Below are 17,422 nucleotides of genomic sequence, written 5' to 3'. Positions count from 1 at the left end.
GTTATTGCTCAGCCATTCAGTCGCTTTCCTGTCGTCTCGTCGAACAGATGCACGAGCGCTGGATCCGGCTTGAGCCGGACCTTGTCGCCCGGACTGAATTGATGCCGCTCGCGGAACACGGCGACCACCTGCTCTCCGCCGAGCTTGGCGAAGACCTGGGTTTCCGAACCGGTCGGCTCGACCACGACGATCTCGGCCTCGGCGCCGTCGTCGGCGATGGTGAAATGTTCGGGACGGACGCCGTAGACCGCGGGCCGCCCTTCCGAATTGGCCGGTGCCGACGCCAGCGGCAGCTTGACGCCATTCGGCCCCTCAAAGCCCGCACTGCCGTTCGACTTCACCTGGCCCTTGAGGAAATTCATTGCCGGCGAGCCGATGAAGCCCGCGACGAACTGGTTGGCCGGGGTGTCGTAGAGTTCGAGCGGGGTGCCCATCTGCTCGACGATACCGTCATGCATCACCACGATCTTGTCGGCCATGGTCATGGCCTCGATCTGGTCGTGGGTGACGTAGACCGTCGTGGTCTTGAGCCGCTGGTGCAGTTCCTTGATCTCGGTGCGCATCGCCACGCGAAGCTTGGCGTCGAGGTTGGACAAGGGCTCGTCGAACAGGAACACTTGCGGGTCGCGCACGATGGCGCGGCCCATGGCGACGCGCTGGCGCTGACCGCCCGACAATTGCCGGGGATAGCGTTCGAGCAGCGGGGTCAGCGCCAGGATTTCCGCGGCACGCTTGACGCCGGTCGAGATTTCCTCGGGCTTGGCGCCGCGCAGCTTGAGCGAAAAGCCCATATTGTCGGCGACCGTCATGTGCGGATAGAGCGCGTAGTTCTGGAACACCATGGCAATGTCGCGCTCTTTGGGCTGGACATTGTTGACCACGCGATCGCCGATCGAAATCGTGCCGGAGGTGATGTTTTCGAGGCCTGCGAGCATCCGCAGCAAGGTCGACTTGCCGCAGCCGGAGGGGCCGACGAGCACGACGAACTCGCCATCCTCGATCGGAATCGACACGCCGTGCAAAACTTCAAAGTTTCCGAACGACTTGCGCACGTCGCGAATCTGTACCGACGACATCGAACTCTCTCCCCTCAATTTCTGCTTTGTGGCGCCACAGACGGGCGACGACGCCATGCTGTCTTTTCGACTCTAATGCCGGAAGTCGAATTCAACGGTCATTATCATCCGCAGTTTGGCGGCTTTTAGCAATCCGATGGTAGCGCTGTCAATAATTGTTCAAACGTCTAATTTGTTGTGATATGACCGCAAGATGGGACGAAAACAGACAAAGTCTGGCAAAATCCGCCTCACCGAGGTCGCCAAGCTCGCTGGCGTCAGCCCAATCACGGCATCACGTTTTTTCAGGAACCCCGAAGCGTTGTCGCTTAACAAGCGGGAACGCGTCGACAGCGCCGTGAAGGAACTGGGTTACGTACCCAATCTCGCTGCGCGCGCCCTCGCCTCGCACCGTACCGAAGTCATCGGCGTCGTCATTCCTTCTCTCACCAACAACGTGTTCGCCGATGTGCTGCGCGGCATCTACGATTCCTCCGAAGGTAGCCGCTACACCATTCAACTTGCCAATACGCGCTACAGCATCCTGCAGGAGGAAAAGCTGCTGCGCCTGTTTCGGGCGCAGAAGCCTGCGGGATTGATCGTCACCGGTATCAACCAAACCGCGGAATCGCGCACGATCCTGGAGTCGATGAATTGCCCGGTCACGCAGATCATGGAGATCGGCGACAGTCCTGTCGACATGATGGTCGGCTTTTCGCACTACGATGCAGCTTCTGCGGCGATTTCGCACATCCTCGAGCAAGGACGCCGCCGCATCGGATTTCTCGGTGCGCGAATGGACCCCCGCGTGCAGCGGCGGTTCGAAGGGTATCGTGATGCCATGAAAGCGGCCTCGCTGTTCGACCCGAGCCTCATCGTCACCACTTCCGTACCCACGACCGTCACACTTGGCGGAACGCTGTTCGCCGACCTCCTTGCCCAGACGCCCGATATCGACGCGGTCTTCTGCGTCAATGACGACCTCGCGCTCGGCGTTCTCTTCGAATGCCAGCGTCGGCAGATATCGATTCCCCGTGACTTGGCCATTGTCGGCTTCAACGACCTGGAATTCACCGCCGCCGCGGTCCCCTCGATCACCAGTGTGCGAACCAATCGCTATGAAATGGGTCGGCACGCCGTCACCATGGTAATCGACGCGATCGAGGGCCGTCGCCCCCAGACGCCGGTGCTCGACCTTGGCTTTCAGTTGGTGGTCCGTGAAAGCTCAACGCGACAAAGCACCGTAATGGCCGGGTCTGTGGGCATAGATTGAGCGCGGACAGAAAATGGTAGCGCTATCTTTTGGCCCGAACTAAGATCGGTTGCTCAGTAGCACACGGGCGAAGCGCGTTGCAGCGGATGAAATTTTCAGCATGGTGCAATCGCCGCCGTGATTTTAGCCGCCCATGAGCTTGCAGTGCGGGAGGAACCAATGAAAAAGAACGACAACAAGACTGCCACCAATGGCGAGGGCCGAAGACTACGTTCCCTCGAGTGGTTCGATAATCCGCATAATCCGGGAATGACGGCGCTCTATCTCGAGCGCTACCTCAATTACGGCCTGACCCGGGAGGAATTGCAATCCGGCAAGCCGATCATCGGCATCGCCCAGACCGGCAACGACCTCTCCCCATGCAACCGCCACCATCTCGAACTGGCGCATCGCGTGCGCGAGGGCATTCGGGCCGCCGGCGGCATCGCGATGGAATTCCCAACGCATCCGATCCAGGAGACCGGCAAGCGGCCGACGGCGGCACTCGACCGCAACCTCGCCTATCTCGGCCTGGTCGAAGTCCTGTTCGGCTATCCCCTCGACGGCGTGGTGCTGACCACCGGCTGCGACAAGACCACGCCGGCCTGCCTGATGGCGGCAGCGACCGTCAATCTGCCCGCGATCGTGCTGTCGGGCGGTCCGATGCTGAACGGCTGGCACAACGGCGAGCGCACCGGTTCAGGCACCATCGTCTGGAAAGCGCGCGAGATGCTTGCCGCTGGCGAGATCGACTACAACGGGTTCATCGAACTCGTGGCGTCCTCAACGCCGTCGGTCGGCCATTGCAACACCATGGGCACCGCCTCGACCATGAACTCGCTGGCGGAAGCACTCGGCATGTCGCTGCCCGGCTGCGCGGCGATCCCGGCGCCGCATCGCGAGCGCGGTCAGATCGCCTATGAGACGGGAAAACGGATCGTCGAAATGGTCTGGGAGGATCTCAAGCCCTCCGACATCCTGACCCGCAAGGCGTTCGAGAACTGCATCGTGGTGAATTCGGCGATCGGCGGCTCGACCAACGCGCCGATCCATATCAACGCGCTGGCGCGGCATATCGGTGTCGAGCTCTCGATCGACGACTGGCAGAAGCACGGCCACGACATCCCGCTCTTGGTGAACATGCAGCCGGCCGGCTTCTATCTCGGCGAGGAATACCATCGCGCCGGCGGCGTGCCGGCGGTGGTGCGCGAATTGATGGCGCACAAGCGCGTCCACGAAGACGCCGTCACGGTTAACGGCCGCACTATCGGCGAGAACTGCCGCGAGGCGCCAAAGCCCGACGGCGACGTGATCTGGAGCTACGACAAGCCGCTGGTAAAGGACGCCGGCTTCCTCGTGCTGCGCGGCAACCTGTTCGATTCCGCAATCATGAAGACCAGCGTGATTTCAAAGGAATTCCGCGACCGCTATTTGATCAATCCGAAAGACCCGAATGCGTTCGAGGGACGCGCCATCGTGTTCGAGGGACCGGAGGATTATCACGACCGGATCGACGATCCCTCGCTCAATATCGACGAGCACTGCGTGCTGTTCATCCGCGGTGCCGGGCCGATCGGCTATCCCGGCGGCGCCGAGGTCGTCAACATGCAGCCGCCGGCGGCGCTGATCAAACGCGGCATTCTTTCGCTGCCCTGCATCGGCGACGGAAGGCAGTCCGGCACCTCGGGTTCGCCCTCGATCCTCAACGCCTCGCCCGAGGCCGCCGCCGATGGCGGACTGGCGATCTTGCGAACCGGCGACAAGGTTCGCATCGACCTCAACACGGGCGATGCCAACATCCTGATCTCGAGCGATGAATTGAAGAAGCGCCGCACCGAGTTGAAGGACAAGGGCGGCTTCCCCTACCCGGCCAACCAGACGCCGTGGCAGGAGCTCTACCGCTCGACGGTCGGACAGCAGGCCACCGGCGCCTGCATGGAGCTCGCCACGCGTTATCAGAATATCGCCGGCACCGTCGGCGTGGCGCGGGACAATCATTAGGTAAGCGCCGTCATTGCGAGCGAAGCGAAGCAATCCATGCCTCCGCGCAAGAAAAAATGGATTGCTTCGTCGCTATCGCTCCTCGCAATGACGAAGAAAAGAGGAAAAGAAAAACATGTCAGATCGACTGAAGGGAAAGCGCGCTGTTGTCACCGCCGCAGCGGCGGGCATCGGCCGGGCATGCGCAATAGCATTCGCGCGCGAAGGCGCCACGGTGATCGCCACCGACATCAATGAAAACGGCATCGCCACCCTGGGCAAGGAAGGCGTCGCCGAGACGGCACGACTTGACGTTCGCAGCACCGCCGAGGTCGACGCCTTCGCCAAGCGCATTGGAAAGATCGACATCCTGCTCAACGCGGCGGGCTTCGTGCACCACGGAACCATCCTGGACTGTTCGGAAGAGGACTGGGACTTCTCGTTCGACCTCAACGTCAAATCCATGCACCGGACCATCAAGGCGTTTCTGCCGGCGATGCTGGCGGGCGGAGGCGGCAGCATCGTCAACATCTCGTCTTGCGCGGCGTTGAGGCCACCGGCCAACCGTTATGTCTACAGTGCGTCCAAGGCGGCGGTTTCGTTGCTCACGCGCGCGGTTGCGCTCGACTTCATCACCCAGGGCATCCGCTGCAACAGCATCTGCCCTGGCACGGTGGAGACACCCTCGATGCTCGACCGCGCCACGGCCGTCGGCCCGCAGGGCAAAGAGATGTTCATCGCCCGCCAGAAGATGGGCCGGCTGGGCACCGCCGAGGAGATCGCGGCCATGGCGATCTATCTTGCGAGCGACGAAGCCGCGTTCACCACCGGTGTCGACCTCGTCGTCGATGGCGGCTACATGCTCTGACGTCCACACTGTCAAAGGCTTCCAGCATGAACAAGATCGATCTGAACGGCCGCTGCGCCGTCGTCACCGGCGGGGCGCAGGGTTTTGGGCGCGCGATCACCGAACGCTTCGTCGCATCGGGTGCGAAGGTCGCGATCTGGGATTTTGACCTGCCGCTCGCGGAAAGAGCCGCCAAGGAAATGGGCCCGGCCGTATTCGCCTTCAAGGTCGATGTCTCCGACCTCGCCGCCGTCGAGAAGACCCGCGACGAAACGCTGAAGGCGCTCGGCAGGATCGACATCCTCGTCAACAATGCCGGCATCGCCGGCGTCAACAAGACGGTCTGGGAGACCGACCTCGAGGAATGGCGCAAGGTGCTGCGCATCAATCTCGACGGCCCCTTCATCTGCTGCAAGGCGGTGGTGCCTGCGATGCTGCAGCAAAAATACGGCCGCATCGTCAACATCGCTTCCATCGCCGGCAAGGAAGGCAATCCCAACGCGGCGCATTATTCGGCCTCGAAGGCCGGCCTGATCGCGCTGACCAAGTCGCTCGGCAAGGAACTTGCGCAGCACGACATCCTCGTCAACGCGGTGACGCCGGCGGCGGCGAAAACCGCGATCTTCGACCAACTGACGCAGCAACACATCGATTTCATGCTGTCGAAGATTCCGAAGGGGCGCTTTGTGCTGGTGGAAGAACTCGCGGCGATGGTGGCGTGGCTGGCGTCGGAAGATTGCGCGTTCTCGACGGGTGCGGTGTTCGATATCTCGGGCGGCCGCGCGACGTACTAGGAGCGACCATGACCAGGGAAGGCGGATGCCTTTGCGGCGCAGTCCGGTTCAAGACCGAGGGCAACCCGCTCAACGTCCGCATCTGCCACTGCCGCAAATGCCAGAAGGCGATGGGCTCGCCGTTCTTTGCCCGCGCGCTGTTCGACCAGCGGTCGCTCTCGGTCGAGGGCGAAACGGCGCGTTATCCGTCGTCGGAGGCGCTCGACCGGGTGTTCTGCAAGGTCTGCGGTACCAGGCTGTTTTCCAGGCGAACCAACGGCACCGTGGTCGGCGTCGCGCTGGCCGCCTTCGACGACCGCAACGCCTTTGCGCCCACCGAGCACATCTGGGTCTCGGAAAAGATGGCCTGGGTTTGCCTCGACGACGGCCTGCCGCAATATCAGGAGACGGTTCCCCAATGACGTGGGCATGCTAGGTTGGCAGTCTCGAAGCGCAAACCGGGGCAGACCGCTTGAACATCTCACTGTACGGCATATCGGTCTGGGTGCTCCCACTCCTCATCGCCATCACCTTCCACGAGGCCGCCCACGCCTTCGTGGCGTATCGGCTCGGGGATAAGACTGCATGGGAGCTTGGCCGGGTCAGCTTCAACCCCTTCAAGCATATCGATCCCTTTGGCACCGTCATTCTCCCCGGCGTTCTGCTGCTGTCGCATTCGCCGTTCGTGTTTGGTTATGCCAAGCCGGTCCCGGTGAATTTCCGGAACCTGAACCACCCTCGGCTCGACATGGTCTGGGTGGCGCTGGCCGGCCCTGCCACCAACATCGCCTTGGCGCTTGTCACGGCTTTGGCCTTCCACGCCCTGCCTCTGGTGCCGGCGGAAGCCGCCAAATGGACGGCGGACAACCTCAAAAACGCCTTCCTGATCAATATCGTGCTGGCGATTTTCAACATGATGCCGATCCCGCCGCTGGACGGTGGCCGGGTCGCCGTCGGGCTTTTGCCGCGGGTGCTGGCTTACCCGCTGTCGCGGCTGGAACCGTATGGGATGCTGATTTTGATCGGCCTTCTGATCCTGCTTCCCATCATCGGCGCGCAGCTCGGCCTAAATCTTGATGTTATTTCGGCGATACTGCGGACACTGACCGGTTATGTGATCAATGCGCTTCTCTTCATCACCGGCAACGCTTAAGCTTCAAACAGAAGCGAACCCACAAGGGAAGAACCGACCCGGACCATGGCGACCAAAGCTGCCGATATGTTGATTGCGCGACGCGCCGACACCCGCGCGAGGGCAGATTTTGCAACATGGAAGATGCTGGCCAAGCTCAACGGCTTCACCGCCCTGCCCGCCGAGGCGCAAAACTTTCTTGAAGGCTACAGGCAGTTGCTCCTTGCGAGGATGACCGAGGCGGACGCTTCCGAGGCCACCATCCAGCTCATGTACAAGAGCTACTATGCGGAAATGGGCGGCTCCGGAACGCCACCCGAGATTCCTTCGCGCGCGAGCGAGCCGGCCACCGACAGCGGCAACGTCACCGCTTTCCGCCGTCCGGCCCCCCGGCCGAAACAACAGGCTGCGTCGGGCCAAGCGGCCAAACCGCGGTTGCCGGTGGCACTGATTTTCATCTGCCTCGCGATCGTCTACGTCAGCATCCGCTACTTCTGGCGCTGACCTTCGAACGAAATGATTGCGTCGGCCGCGCTGGATTGGCGCGGCGATCATGGCGCCGAATGCCCCTGTCCCGTTCGAAGAGAGGGCGCGGCTTCACGGCCACGCCGCGTAGGACGGACCGCTGCGTGCGTGCTCCAGTCGGATCTGCCGGCGATAGCTGCCCGGTGATGCGCCGCAATACTTGCGGAAGAAGCGATTGAAATAGGCGGGATCGCGGAAACCCAGGCCATATCCGATCTGCTCGACCGGAAGATCGAGCTGCTGCAGACGCGTGCAGGCCTCGCGGACCAGGCGCTCGTGGATGATCGCGCGCGGGCCGCAGTTTTTCTCCCGTTGGCAATGGGCGTGCAGCTTGTCGGACGTGACACCGAGCGCGTCCGCATAGCGCGCCACCGGCCAGCCGTCGCGGTAATGCAGTTCGACCATTTGCAGGAAATTGCCGACCAGCGCCGGACCACCGCCACGCGCTGCAACCTCGTGACGCTCATCATGCGAGGCGCTGAGCCGGCAGAGTTGCAGACACAGCAACAGCAGATGTGAGGCGATCAGCGTCGCACTGCCAAAGCCGGGCGCGCGCAACTCCGCCACGATCGCGCGGCAGGATTCGGCGATCGTGTCGAGATGTGGAGGAAGCGTCTCGCCAGCAACCAGCGCAGCGCGCTCAGTGGTTCTGCGCAGATGCAGCGCCTCGGCGCTGCCCGCGATAATCTTGATCAGGAAGGCATCGTCCACCGACAACAGGAAGCCACGCGCGCCGGGACCAACGTGCAGCGCTGCATCGGTGCTGCCCGGCAACCAGAGCAGCGCCGGCGCTTCGAGCGCGACACCGGTTCCGTGCCATGAAGCCCGGCCGCGGTCCGATTGCAGCAACAATAGATGCGCCCGGCGCTCCGCCTTCTGGCGGATGACCCACGATCGAGCCGCCAGGGCAGCCGAAAAAGCCTCCGCACGCACCGCCAGCGCGACGCCGACCGGCAGTCCGTTCAGCCCTGGTGATGCCGACATGCCCAAATCTCTAAGTAATTCGCTCCTGAGACAATCCGCCGCCAGTTAAGCGGAAGGTCTGCCAGAAAAGTACAATCTTTCCCCGGTTTCGTCCAATTCCAAGCGTCCGGCAACCTACCCTAACGTCAGGGCGATCACGAGCGCCAGTTCAATGGCGCCGGTCGACGCACCCTGGGAGGACAAAATGATGACATTCCTGACGCGGCGCACCGCCCTGCTGGCGGCCGCCACCTGCGCCGCTACGCTCGGCCTGACCGCCATCGCCGAGGCGCAAACCTCGATCAAGATCGGCTACGCGATTTCGCGCACCGGCCCCAACACCGGAGGCGCCGCGGTCACCACCATCCCCAACTACGAATTGTGGGTGAAGGAGGTAAATGCCGCCGGTGGCATCAAGCTCGGCGACAAGCGCGTCCCGATCGAGGTCGTACAATATGACGACCGCTCCAACGCCGAAGAGGCGGTGCGCGCGCTCGAGCGGCTGATCAACCAGGACAAGGTCGATTTCATCCTGCCGCCATGGGGCACCGGCCTCAACCTCGCCGTTGGTCCGACGCTCAATCGCGAAGGCTATCCGCACCTCGCCGCCACAGCCGTGACCGACCGCGCGCCCGAACTCGCCAAGCGCTGGCCCAACAGTTTCTGGCTGCTCGGCACCAGCGCGGACGCCGCAAAATCGCTGGTCGAATTGCTGAACAAGTTGCGCGACGAAAAGAAGATCGGCGACACCGTGGCAATGGTTAGTATTGCCGACGGCTTCGGGATCGATCTGTCGTCGGCGGCGCGGCCGGCACTCACCAACGCGAAGTTCAAGCTCGCCTACGACAAGAGCTATCCGATCGGCACGCAGGATCTGGCGCCGATCGTGAATGAGATCAAGGCGCTCAACCCGGATGTCTTCATTGCCTTCAGCTATCCTCCGGATACGCTGGCGCTGACCGAGCAATCGCGTATCGCCGGGCTCAATCCGAAGGTTTTCTATACCGGGGTCGGCACCGCCTTCCCGCTCTATCGGCAAAAATTCGGCAAGAACACCGAAGGCGTGATGGGCATCGGCGGCTGGAGCGGCGACAGTCCCGCGATCAAGGACTATCTCACCCGCCACAAGGCCGCCGCCGCCAACGGGGCGGAGCCGGACCGCTGGGCGAGTGCGGTCACTTATGCCAGCCTGCAGATGCTGCAGCAGGCGATCGAGCGCGTCGGCAAGATCGACCGCGCCGCCGTGATCAAGGATCTCCAGACCGGCACGTTCGACACCGTGATCGGCAAGGTCAAGCTCGAGAACAACATGCCCACGCGTTACTGGTGGGTTGGCCAGTGGCAGGACGGCGAGTTCTACGGCATCGCGCCGGCAAAGAACGAAGGCGCGCGCGCCGCGATCGTTCCGAAGCCGGCGTGGGTGGCACCGTAACGTCAAGATAGAGACGCGGCCAGCACGCCAATGACCAACGCCATTCTGACCGGCCTGATGCTGGGCGGCATGTATGCGCTCATCGCCATGGGGCTCACGCTCCAGTACGGCGTTGCGCGCATCATGAACCTCTCTTATGGCGAGTTCCTGATCGCCGCCGCCTTTGCATCGCACTGGCTGTTCACGGGCTGGGCGATCAGTCCGTTTGTTGGACTGGCGCTGGTCGTCCCCCTCGCCTTCGTGCTGAACTTTGCAATCTACAAATTGCTGCTGACGCCGCTGGTGCGACGCGCGCCCAACCGAGACGCGCTCGAGGTCGATAGCATTCTCGCAACCTTTGGCCTCACCTTCGTCATTCAGGGCTCGATGCTCGCGCTGTTCGGCGGCGCCTATTACAGCTATTCGTTCCTGGCCTTCCCGGTGCAGTTTCTCGGTGAGACGGTCGCGGCCAACCGCCTCGCCGCGCTCGGCATCACCATCCTGCTCGGCCTGGCGCTGTATGCCGCGCTGACACGGACCCGCGCCGGCACGGCGGTACGCGCCGTCGCCGTCGATCCTTTTGCCGCCCAGCTTGTCGCCATCAATGTGCGGCAGGCCTCGGCGCTGACATTTGCGTTGGGTGGCGCGCTGGTCGCCGCCGCTGGCGTCTTGGTCAGCACCTTTCTCACCTTCAGCGCGTCATCCGGCGTCGTCTTCACGATGAAGGCCTTGATCGTCGTCGTGATGGGCGGCGTCGGCAACATGCTGGGCTGCCTGGTCGCAGGCCTGGCGCTTGGTCTCAGCGAGGCGCTGGTTGCCTCCTATGTCGATCCCGGGCTCACGCTTGCAGTGAATTTCGCGCTGTTTCTCGCCGTGCTGCTGGTGAAGCCGGCCGGCCTGTTTGGCAGGGCGACGCGATGAGCGCGCGTGTCGCCGGCTTTGGTGCCACAGCGCTCACAGCGCTTGCGCTGCTGGCGCTCGTTCCGCGCCTCGGCAATGCCTACTACCTCGCGCTCGCCATCAGCCTTTTGCAATACACCGTGCTGGCGACGGCGTGGGGCATGTTCTCTGGGCCCACCCGCTACGTCTCGCTGGCAACCACCGCCTTCTTCGGTGTCGGCGCCTATACCGTTGCCGTGCTCGGCGAGATCTTGCCATGGCCGCTCGTACTGCTGACCGCAGCGGCGCTCGGCGCCATTGTGGCTGGCATCGTCGGGCTCTCGACGCTGCGCTTGAGCGGCGTGTATTTCGTCATCTTCACCTTTGGATTGACCGAACTGATCCGCCAGCTTGTGGTCTGGTTCGAGGTCAACAAGTCGCGCGTGCTCGGGCGCTATGTCTTCGTCGACATCACGCAGGCCGATATTTACTGGCAGTTGCTCGCGCTCACGGCCGCCGTGTTCCTGCTGGGCTGGCTGATCGCGCGCTCGCGCCTCGGCTTTGCGCTGCGGGTGATCGGCGAAGACGAGACCGTCGCAGAACATTGCGGGATCAACACCACCTTTGCCAAGGTCGCCCTGTTCACGATCAGCGCCACGGTCATGACGCTGGTCGGCGCAATAATGGCGCCGCGCTGGACCTATATCGAGCCGTCGATCGCCTTCAATTCGATGATCTCGTTTCAGGTGCTGATCATGGCGCTGCTCGGCGGCGCGCACCGGCTGTGGGGGCCAGTACTTGGCGCCGTGCCGCTGACGCTACTGTTCGAACTGCTGAGTGCTCGCTTTCCGAACACGTTCACGATCATCCTCGGCTGCATCTTCCTGCTGATCGTCTACATGCTGCCGAGGGGCGTCGCGGGATTGTTGGAAAAGCTATCGACGACGGCGGGCGGCAAAAGCAGGCAACGGGCAACCGCATGAGCCAGGGCAGACAAACACCCGTGCTGACGATCAGTGGGTTGCGGCGCGCGTTCGGCGGGCTCGTCGCGGTCAACGATCTCGACTTTACGGTCGCCCAAGGCGAAATCATGGGCCTGCTCGGTCCCAACGGGTCGGGCAAGACCACGGCGCTCAATCTGATCTCGGGCGTGCTGCGTCCCGATGCCGGCACCATCCGCCTGACGGGCCAGAACATCGCGGGCCTTGCGTCGTACCGGATCGCGCGGCTCGGATTGGCGCGGACATTCCAGCTCGTCCGCGTGCTCGACGGCATGGATTGCCGCGAGAACATCAAGGCGGGTTTGGCGTTTCAGCGGCCTCACTTGTCCGCGACCGACGCCGAGGTTCGGATCGACGCCCTGCTCGACCGCGTCGGTCTTGCCGGGCACGACCGGCGCCCGGCAGCCGACCTGACCTATATCGACCGCAAGCGCCTGGAACTCGCACGCGCCCTCGCGGCAAAGCCACGGCTATTGCTGCTCGACGAATGGCTCGCCGGCCTCAATCCATCCGAACTTGCGATCGGCATCGACCTGATCCGATCATTGCGGGCTGACGGAATCACCATCGTGCTGGTCGAGCATGTGATGAGCGCGGTTCGCGCGCTGTGCGACCGCTGCATCGTCATGAGCAGCGGACGCAAGATCGCCGAAGGCGCCACTGCGGACGTACTGAGCGATGCGGCCGTCGTGAAGGCCTATCTTGGCGGGGTAGCCGCCGATGCTTGAGGTCAAAAATCTCAGCCTCGCTTATGGCCTGCATCGGGCGCTCGACGGCGTCGCCCTCAGCGTCGGCCGCCGTGAGATCGTAACGATCCTGGGCGCCAATGGCGCCGGCAAGACTTCGCTCCTGAAAGCCATCGCGGGCGTCGTGCGTACGCTTCCCGGCAAGCAGGTGCGCCTCGGCGGCCGCGATATCTCCGCGCTTGCCGCCCACGACATCGTCGAAAGCGGGCTGGCGCTGGTTCCGGAAGGCCGCGGCATCTTTGGCGACCTCACGGTGAAGGAAAATCTTCTGCTCGGCGCCAATCCGAAGCGCGCCCGCGAGGGTGAAGCGGCGCGGCGCGAGCAGGTGCTTGCGCTGTTTCCGCGCCTGCGCGAACGCGCCGCCCAGATCGCGCGCACCATGAGCGGCGGCGAACAGCAGATGCTCGCCATCGGCCGCGCGCTGATGTCCAATCCCGATATCCTGCTGCTCGACGAACCGTCGCTCGGGCTCTCGCCCGCGATGGTGCAGGAGTTGTTCGCCACCTTGCGACGGGTGCGCGAGGCCGGTGTCGGGCTTTTGCTCGTCGAACAGAACGCGCAGGAGAGCCTTCGGATCGCCGATCGCGGCTATGTGCTCGAAAACGGCGTGATTGTCGGGCACGGCACCGCCGACCAGTTGAAAGCCGATCCCGCCGTCCAGCGCGCCTATCTCGGCGGCGTACCGCCGGCCACCGCATCATCATCGTAACGCCACGCGTGAGGAGAGAAAGCCATGTACGAAATCTCGCTGCTGCTCGACAGCAAGGATGTCCCGGCATCGAACGGCGCGACGTTCGATCGCCTCAACCCGGTCACCGGCGATCTCGCAAGCCGCGCCGCGGCAGCCCAGATCGCGGATGCGAAGCGCGCCGCCGACACTGCGGCCGCCGCCTTCCCCGCATGGTCCGCTACCGGTCCGAACGCGAGACGTGCGATCCTGTTGAAGGCTGCTGATCTTCTGGCATCGAAGGCACCCCAGTTCATCGAGTTGATGGCGGCGGAGACCGGCGCGACGGCCGGCTGGGCCGGCTTCAACGTTCACCTCGCCGCCAGCATGCTGCGCGAAGCGGCGGCCATCACCACGCAGATTTCGGGCGAAGTCATCCCCTCCGACAAGCCGGGCTGTATCGCGATGGCCGTACGCCAGCCCGCCGGCGTGGTGCTGAGCATGGCGCCGTGGAACGCGCCAGTCATTCTCGGCGTACGCGCCATCGCCCTGCCGCTTGCCTGCGGTAACACCGTGGTGCTGAAAGCCTCCGAAATCTGCCCGGGCACCCACCGGCTGATCGCCGAATGCCTGCGCGATGCCGGACTGCCGCCGGGCGTCCTCAACGTCATCACCAACGCGCCGGAAGATGCCCCCGCGCTGATCGAAATGCTGATCGGCCATCCCGCCGTGCGGCGCGTCAATTTTACCGGCTCGACGCGTGTCGGCCGCATCATCGCGCAGGTGGCAGCCAAATATCTCAAGCCGGCCCTGCTCGAACTCGGCGGCAAGGCGCCGATGATCGTGCTCGACGATGCCGACATCGACGCCGCCGTAGCCGCCGCAGCGTTCGGCGCCTTCATGAACCAGGGCCAGATCTGCATGTCGACCGAGCGGCTCGTCGTCGACGAGAAGATTGCCGACGCCTTCGTAACGAAACTAGCGGCGAAAGCCGGATCGCTTGTCGCCGGCGATCCACGCAAGGGTAACGCGCCGCTGGGATCGCTGATCGGCACCGATGCCGCGGCCCGCATCCAGGCCTTGATCAACGACGCCGTCAGCAAAGGCGCCAAGGTGGTCGCAGGCGGGCGCAGCGAGGGCACGCTGATGTCGGCCACGGTGATCGACGGCGTCAACTCGTCGATGCGGATCTACGGCGAGGAGTCGTTCGGCCCGGTGGTCTGCGTCGTGCGCGTCAACGGCGTGGACGAAGCCGTCCGCGTCGCCAATGACACCGAATACGGACTGTCAGCCGCCGTGTTCGGCCGCGACATCGCCCGCGCGTTCGAGGTCGCCAAGCGCATCGATTCCGGCATCTGTCACGTCAACGGGCCCACGGTTCACGACGAGGCGCAGATGCCGTTCGGTGGCGTCAAGGCGTCGGGCTATGGCCGCTTCGGCGGCAAGGCCGGCATCGCCGAATTCACCGAATTGCGCTGGATCACGATCGAAACCGGGCCGCAGCATTATCCGATCTGACGCCATGGCAGGAATGCGAGACGTCAGCTCTTGTTCTTGACGCGGAAGATCACCGGCAGCGTGAATGTCAGGCCTTCGTCGGCGATGATAGGCGGCGGCATCGGCACCGGATCGGAGCGGCGCACCATCGCCAGCGCCGCCTCGTCGAAGGCCGGATCGCCTGACCCCTTCTCGATATCGGTCGAGAGCACGCGGCCCATACGGTCGAGCGTGAAGCGAATCTGGATCTCGGCGGATTTTTGCTGCCGTTCTTTCGGGTAACGCTTGTGCTTGTCGAGATGCGCGACCAGCTCCTTTTGCCAGGTCGCGCGCACGCGTCGTGCGCTCTCGCCGGTGCCGATCACCGGTGCGATGGAACGCTGTCCTTCCGGAATGGCCTCTGAACTCGGCGTCGCGGTCGCCTCGGAGGCAACCGACTCGGTCGACGCCTGCGTCTGCACCGCTGCGATCTTCGGGTCGTCCTCTTTCGGCTTTTTCGACTCGTTCTCCGTCACCACCCGGTCGGCCTCTTCGGGCTCCGTCGGCTTGTCCTGCGGCAGCTCGGTTTCCTTGACCTCGGCCTTCTGCTCGGCGAGCTGCGGCGACGCCGCGGAAGCATCGGTATCCGGACCCGGCGGCAGATCGGTCACCTCGCGGTGAACGGAGGCCATTTCGAGCCCGATCTCGATTGCCGACGCGCCGAGGGCGTCATCGGCTTCTTCGGTCTGCAAATGCGCGATCGCCAGCGCCGCGCCGCCAATGTGGAGCGCGAGCGCAATCACTGCGGCGGAAATCCAGAGCCGCCGCGAAGGCTTTTGCTCGTCGAGGCCGGTCAAGGCTTTGCCGGCGCCGCTTGCGCCGCTGCTGCTTCGGGAACGCCTTCGAGCGCCACCAGCTTGATCTTGGAATAGCCGCCGGCGCGCAGGATTTCGAGCACATCCATCAATTCGCCATAGGGCACGGCGCGGTCAGCGCGCAGGAAGACGTGGCGCTCCTTGCTGCTGTCGGGCATCGCATCGAGCGAGCGGACCAGGTCGACGCGCTTGACCATGTTCTCACCGATGGCAACCGAGAGATCCGGCTTGATGCTGACATAGGTAGGCTTGTCCGGCTTCTTCTGCGGGGTTGCGGTCGACGTCGGCAAATCGACCGGCAGGTCGACGGTCGACAAGGGCGCTGCGACCATGAAGATGATCAGGAGGACGAGAATGACGTCGATGAACGGCGTGACGTTGATCTCATGCGATTCCGCGAAATCGCTGTCGTCATCGAGGTCGTGTTCTGCGATTGACGCGCCCATCGCCTACTCCGCCGCCGCCGCGCGCGAATGCGAGCTACCGTGCGAGCTGATGTGCGTGCGGTCGAGATCGCGCGACAGCAGCCGTCCCGCGGCGCCCGATGCACGGCTGACCAGTTCCATGTAGCCCTTGGTCACCCGCGAAAAGTGATTGTAGATGATGACAGCGGGGATCGCGGCGACCAGACCGATGGCGGTGGCGAGCAGCGCCTCGGCGATGCCGGGCGCCACCACGGCGAGGTTCGTGGTCTGCGATTTCGAAATGCCGATAAAACTGTTCATGATGCCCCAGACCGTGCCGAACAGTCCGACGAAGGGCGACGTCGCGCCGATGGTCGCCAACAGCCCCATGCCGAGCCGGATCCGCCGCGCTTCGGCGCGCACGATTTCCGAAAAGCTCGACGCGGCGCGTTCCTTGATGCCGGCGTCGCTCGAGATACCCGCCGACAGCCGCGCCTCGCGCATCGCTGCCGCAAGGAAGGCCGACAATACGCTGCCCTTGGCGCCCAGCGCGAATTGCGCTTCCGCCAGCGACCTCGCGTCGGCGATCTTGGCCAGCGCCCTGCGCAGCTTGCGCTGTACGACGGTCAGCTCGAACATCTTGGCGATGAAGACGGTCCAGGTCACGAGCGAGGCAAAGGCGAGACCGATCATCACGGCCTTCACCACGACGTCGGCATCCTTGTACATGGACCACGGCGACAATTCGCGCGGCGCAACCGTCGTTGCCTTCAACGAGGTGCCTTCTCGCCCGGCCGGCGCAGCGGTCGCGTCTGAGCTTGCGGTTGGTGCAACCGGCGCGGCGGCTGCCGTCGGCTGAGCCGGCTGGGTTGCCTGGACCGGTGCCGCTGGGGCTTGCGAAACCGCGGGCGCCTGTTGGACCGGGGACGCAGACGGCGCTGCGGGTGCGACATTCTGCTGGGCCCAGGATGGCGCCGCAAGCGACAGCATGGCCAGCGCCGAGATCACAGCCAATGTCGTCGCGCGAGAAAGAGACATATTCATACTTAGGCCCAGTAGCGGATAAGGTTATGATAGATACCGGTCAATTTGACCGTTTCAGGGTCGTCTCGCCCAGGCCGCTCCACCAGGGCCGGGATCGAATATCGAGATCGAAGATCAGGCTGCGGGCGTAGCCATCCCGTATCATGCTCTGCAGCCAGAAAAAAGCGCCCCCGCATACCTCGCGTGACCGGCGTGACCAGATGCAAGCGAGGCGCAGGATAACGCACGAACTCCCCGGCCGCGAGCTTGATTTTGTCGGAACCGCGGGGGTTCTCCGCCATCAGCTCACCGCCATCTTCCTCCGGTCCGACAGGACATGCCGCTAACGAAATTCAGTTCGCGGCAGCCGACGTGCGGCGGACAATCCTGCGCCGTAGGTACTCAGCGAAAAT

The 17,422-nt window shown here is 63.7% G+C and carries 18 protein-coding genes and 1 pseudogene; 13 read left to right on the top strand and 6 right to left on the bottom strand.

Going from position 1 to position 17,422, the window contains the following annotated elements; genetic code table 11:
- Positions 1-8: 8 nt before the first annotated feature.
- Positions 9-1,076 carry an ABC transporter ATP-binding protein gene (locus ACFXS9_RS09305; RefSeq protein ID WP_392687839.1) on the bottom strand — a complete coding sequence of 356 codons (1,068 nt, stop codon included), beginning with the start codon at positions 1,074-1,076 and terminating at the stop codon, positions 9-11.
- 193 nt (positions 1,077-1,269) lie between these two features.
- Here ACFXS9_RS09305 and ACFXS9_RS09300 point away from each other — a divergent pair, with 193 nt between their 5' ends.
- The 7 genes from ACFXS9_RS09300 (at position 1,270) to ACFXS9_RS09270 (ending at position 7,543) form a co-directional block, all read left to right on the top strand.
- Complete coding sequence (locus tag ACFXS9_RS09300; RefSeq protein WP_392687836.1) at positions 1,270-2,328, top strand: LacI family DNA-binding transcriptional regulator; 1,059 nt, start codon at positions 1,270-1,272, stop codon at positions 2,326-2,328.
- Positions 2,329-2,487: 159 nt separating this feature from the next.
- The gene (locus ACFXS9_RS09295) at positions 2,488-4,308 is read left to right on the top strand and encodes an IlvD/Edd family dehydratase (protein ID WP_392687833.1); all 1,821 of its coding nucleotides are present in this window, start codon (positions 2,488-2,490) and stop codon (positions 4,306-4,308) included.
- 115 nt (positions 4,309-4,423) lie between these two features.
- The gene (locus ACFXS9_RS09290; RefSeq protein WP_392687830.1) at positions 4,424-5,155 is read left to right on the top strand and encodes an SDR family oxidoreductase; all 732 of its coding nucleotides are present in this window, start codon (positions 4,424-4,426) and stop codon (positions 5,153-5,155) included.
- A gap of 26 nt (positions 5,156-5,181) precedes the next feature.
- On the top strand, positions 5,182-5,928 hold the full coding sequence (locus ACFXS9_RS09285) for an SDR family NAD(P)-dependent oxidoreductase (protein WP_392687827.1): 747 nt from the start codon (positions 5,182-5,184) through the stop codon (positions 5,926-5,928).
- An 8-nt stretch (positions 5,929-5,936) separates the two neighbouring features.
- Positions 5,937-6,329, top strand: a complete 393-nt coding sequence (locus ACFXS9_RS09280; protein ID WP_392687825.1) for a GFA family protein — start codon at positions 5,937-5,939, stop codon at positions 6,327-6,329.
- Positions 6,330-6,379: 50 nt separating this feature from the next.
- Positions 6,380-7,060, top strand: a complete 681-nt coding sequence (locus tag ACFXS9_RS09275; protein ID WP_392687822.1) for a site-2 protease family protein — start codon at positions 6,380-6,382, stop codon at positions 7,058-7,060.
- Positions 7,061-7,126: 66 nt separating this feature from the next.
- A complete protein-coding gene (locus tag ACFXS9_RS09270) occupies positions 7,127-7,543 on the top strand; it encodes a hypothetical protein (protein ID WP_392699694.1) in 417 nt (138 codons plus the stop codon).
- Positions 7,544-7,636: 93 nt separating this feature from the next.
- On the opposite strand, the gene ACFXS9_RS09265 is transcribed toward ACFXS9_RS09270, so the two are convergent.
- Positions 7,637-8,548 carry a helix-turn-helix domain-containing protein gene (locus tag ACFXS9_RS09265; RefSeq protein ID WP_392687819.1) on the bottom strand — a complete coding sequence of 304 codons (912 nt, stop codon included), beginning with the start codon at positions 8,546-8,548 and terminating at the stop codon, positions 7,637-7,639.
- A gap of 187 nt (positions 8,549-8,735) precedes the next feature.
- Between ACFXS9_RS09265 and ACFXS9_RS09260 the strand changes: the two genes are divergently transcribed.
- Genes ACFXS9_RS09260 through ACFXS9_RS09235 form a run of 6 tightly spaced genes read left to right on the top strand, consistent with a single transcriptional unit; the run spans position 8,736 to position 14,749 of the window.
- Positions 8,736-9,959, top strand: coding sequence for an amino acid ABC transporter substrate-binding protein (locus ACFXS9_RS09260; protein ID WP_392699693.1), 1,224 nt, complete (start codon positions 8,736-8,738; stop codon positions 9,957-9,959).
- 30 nt (positions 9,960-9,989) lie between these two features.
- Positions 9,990-10,859: a branched-chain amino acid ABC transporter permease gene (locus ACFXS9_RS09255; RefSeq protein WP_392687816.1), complete on the top strand. Its 870-nt coding sequence runs from the start codon at positions 9,990-9,992 to the stop codon at positions 10,857-10,859.
- Complete coding sequence (locus ACFXS9_RS09250) at positions 10,856-11,800, top strand: branched-chain amino acid ABC transporter permease (protein WP_392687813.1); 945 nt, start codon at positions 10,856-10,858, stop codon at positions 11,798-11,800. The genes ACFXS9_RS09255 and ACFXS9_RS09250 overlap by 4 nt, the downstream gene beginning before the upstream one ends.
- Complete coding sequence (locus ACFXS9_RS09245) at positions 11,797-12,546, top strand: ABC transporter ATP-binding protein (protein ID WP_392687810.1); 750 nt, start codon at positions 11,797-11,799, stop codon at positions 12,544-12,546. Before ACFXS9_RS09250 ends, ACFXS9_RS09245 begins: the two co-directional genes overlap by 4 nt.
- Positions 12,539-13,273: an ABC transporter ATP-binding protein gene (locus tag ACFXS9_RS09240; protein WP_392687808.1), complete on the top strand. Its 735-nt coding sequence runs from the start codon at positions 12,539-12,541 to the stop codon at positions 13,271-13,273. Before ACFXS9_RS09245 ends, ACFXS9_RS09240 begins: the two co-directional genes overlap by 8 nt.
- Positions 13,274-13,297: 24 nt before the next feature.
- Positions 13,298-14,749: an aldehyde dehydrogenase gene (locus tag ACFXS9_RS09235; RefSeq protein ID WP_392687805.1), complete on the top strand. Its 1,452-nt coding sequence runs from the start codon at positions 13,298-13,300 to the stop codon at positions 14,747-14,749.
- 23 nt (positions 14,750-14,772) lie between these two features.
- Here ACFXS9_RS09235 and ACFXS9_RS09230 read toward each other — a convergent pair whose 3' ends face one another.
- From ACFXS9_RS09230 to ACFXS9_RS09215, 4 genes and pseudogenes are all read right to left on the bottom strand, one after another.
- Positions 14,773-15,564 carry an energy transducer TonB gene (locus tag ACFXS9_RS09230; RefSeq protein WP_334368285.1) on the bottom strand — a complete coding sequence of 264 codons (792 nt, stop codon included), beginning with the start codon at positions 15,562-15,564 and terminating at the stop codon, positions 14,773-14,775.
- Entirely contained in the window at positions 15,561-16,028 is a 468-nt protein-coding gene (gene exbD / locus ACFXS9_RS09225; protein WP_334382588.1) for a TonB system transport protein ExbD, read from the bottom strand. Before exbD ends, ACFXS9_RS09230 begins: the two co-directional genes overlap by 4 nt.
- Positions 16,029-16,031: 3 nt before the next feature.
- The gene (gene exbB / locus ACFXS9_RS09220) at positions 16,032-17,030 is read right to left on the bottom strand and encodes a tonB-system energizer ExbB (protein ID WP_392687790.1); all 999 of its coding nucleotides are present in this window, start codon (positions 17,028-17,030) and stop codon (positions 16,032-16,034) included.
- Between the two features lie 2 nt (positions 17,031-17,032).
- Positions 17,033-17,332 (bottom strand): annotated as a pseudogene (locus tag ACFXS9_RS09215) (PKHD-type hydroxylase); the annotation flags it as partial.
- Positions 17,333-17,422 lie beyond the last annotated feature (90 nt).

It is taken from the genome of Bradyrhizobium sp. RDI18 (assembly GCF_043203335.1).
Taxonomy (GTDB): domain Bacteria; phylum Pseudomonadota; class Alphaproteobacteria; order Rhizobiales; family Xanthobacteraceae; genus Bradyrhizobium; species Bradyrhizobium retamae.
This window is presented reverse-complemented; position numbering and strand designations above follow the sequence as displayed.

What these genes read in the sequence shown, in the direction of transcription:
- ACFXS9_RS09305 (WP_392687839.1), bottom strand. Translation starts at nt 1,076, where the DNA reads ATGTCGTCGGTACAGATTCGCGACGTGCGCAAGTCGTTCGGAAACTTT.
- ACFXS9_RS09300 (WP_392687836.1), top strand. Translation starts at nt 1,270, where the DNA reads ATGGGACGAAAACAGACAAAGTCTGGCAAAATCCGCCTCACCGAGGTC.
- ACFXS9_RS09295 (WP_392687833.1), top strand. Translation starts at nt 2,488, where the DNA reads ATGAAAAAGAACGACAACAAGACTGCCACCAATGGCGAGGGCCGAAGA.
- ACFXS9_RS09290 (WP_392687830.1), top strand. Translation starts at nt 4,424, where the DNA reads ATGTCAGATCGACTGAAGGGAAAGCGCGCTGTTGTCACCGCCGCAGCG.
- ACFXS9_RS09285 (WP_392687827.1), top strand. Translation starts at nt 5,182, where the DNA reads ATGAACAAGATCGATCTGAACGGCCGCTGCGCCGTCGTCACCGGCGGG.
- ACFXS9_RS09280 (WP_392687825.1), top strand. Translation starts at nt 5,937, where the DNA reads ATGACCAGGGAAGGCGGATGCCTTTGCGGCGCAGTCCGGTTCAAGACC.
- ACFXS9_RS09270 (WP_392699694.1), top strand. Translation starts at nt 7,127, where the DNA reads ATGTTGATTGCGCGACGCGCCGACACCCGCGCGAGGGCAGATTTTGCA.
- ACFXS9_RS09265 (WP_392687819.1), bottom strand. Translation starts at nt 8,548, where the DNA reads ATGTCGGCATCACCAGGGCTGAACGGACTGCCGGTCGGCGTCGCGCTG.
- ACFXS9_RS09260 (WP_392699693.1), top strand. Translation starts at nt 8,736, where the DNA reads ATGACATTCCTGACGCGGCGCACCGCCCTGCTGGCGGCCGCCACCTGC.
- ACFXS9_RS09255 (WP_392687816.1), top strand. Translation starts at nt 9,990, where the DNA reads ATGACCAACGCCATTCTGACCGGCCTGATGCTGGGCGGCATGTATGCG.
- ACFXS9_RS09250 (WP_392687813.1), top strand. Translation starts at nt 10,856, where the DNA reads ATGAGCGCGCGTGTCGCCGGCTTTGGTGCCACAGCGCTCACAGCGCTT.
- ACFXS9_RS09245 (WP_392687810.1), top strand. Translation starts at nt 11,797, where the DNA reads ATGAGCCAGGGCAGACAAACACCCGTGCTGACGATCAGTGGGTTGCGG.
- ACFXS9_RS09240 (WP_392687808.1), top strand. Translation starts at nt 12,539, where the DNA reads ATGCTTGAGGTCAAAAATCTCAGCCTCGCTTATGGCCTGCATCGGGCG.
- ACFXS9_RS09235 (WP_392687805.1), top strand. Translation starts at nt 13,298, where the DNA reads ATGTACGAAATCTCGCTGCTGCTCGACAGCAAGGATGTCCCGGCATCG.
- exbD (WP_334382588.1), bottom strand. Translation starts at nt 16,028, where the DNA reads ATGGGCGCGTCAATCGCAGAACACGACCTCGATGACGACAGCGATTTC.
- exbB (WP_392687790.1), bottom strand. Translation starts at nt 17,030, where the DNA reads ATGAATATGTCTCTTTCTCGCGCGACGACATTGGCTGTGATCTCGGCG.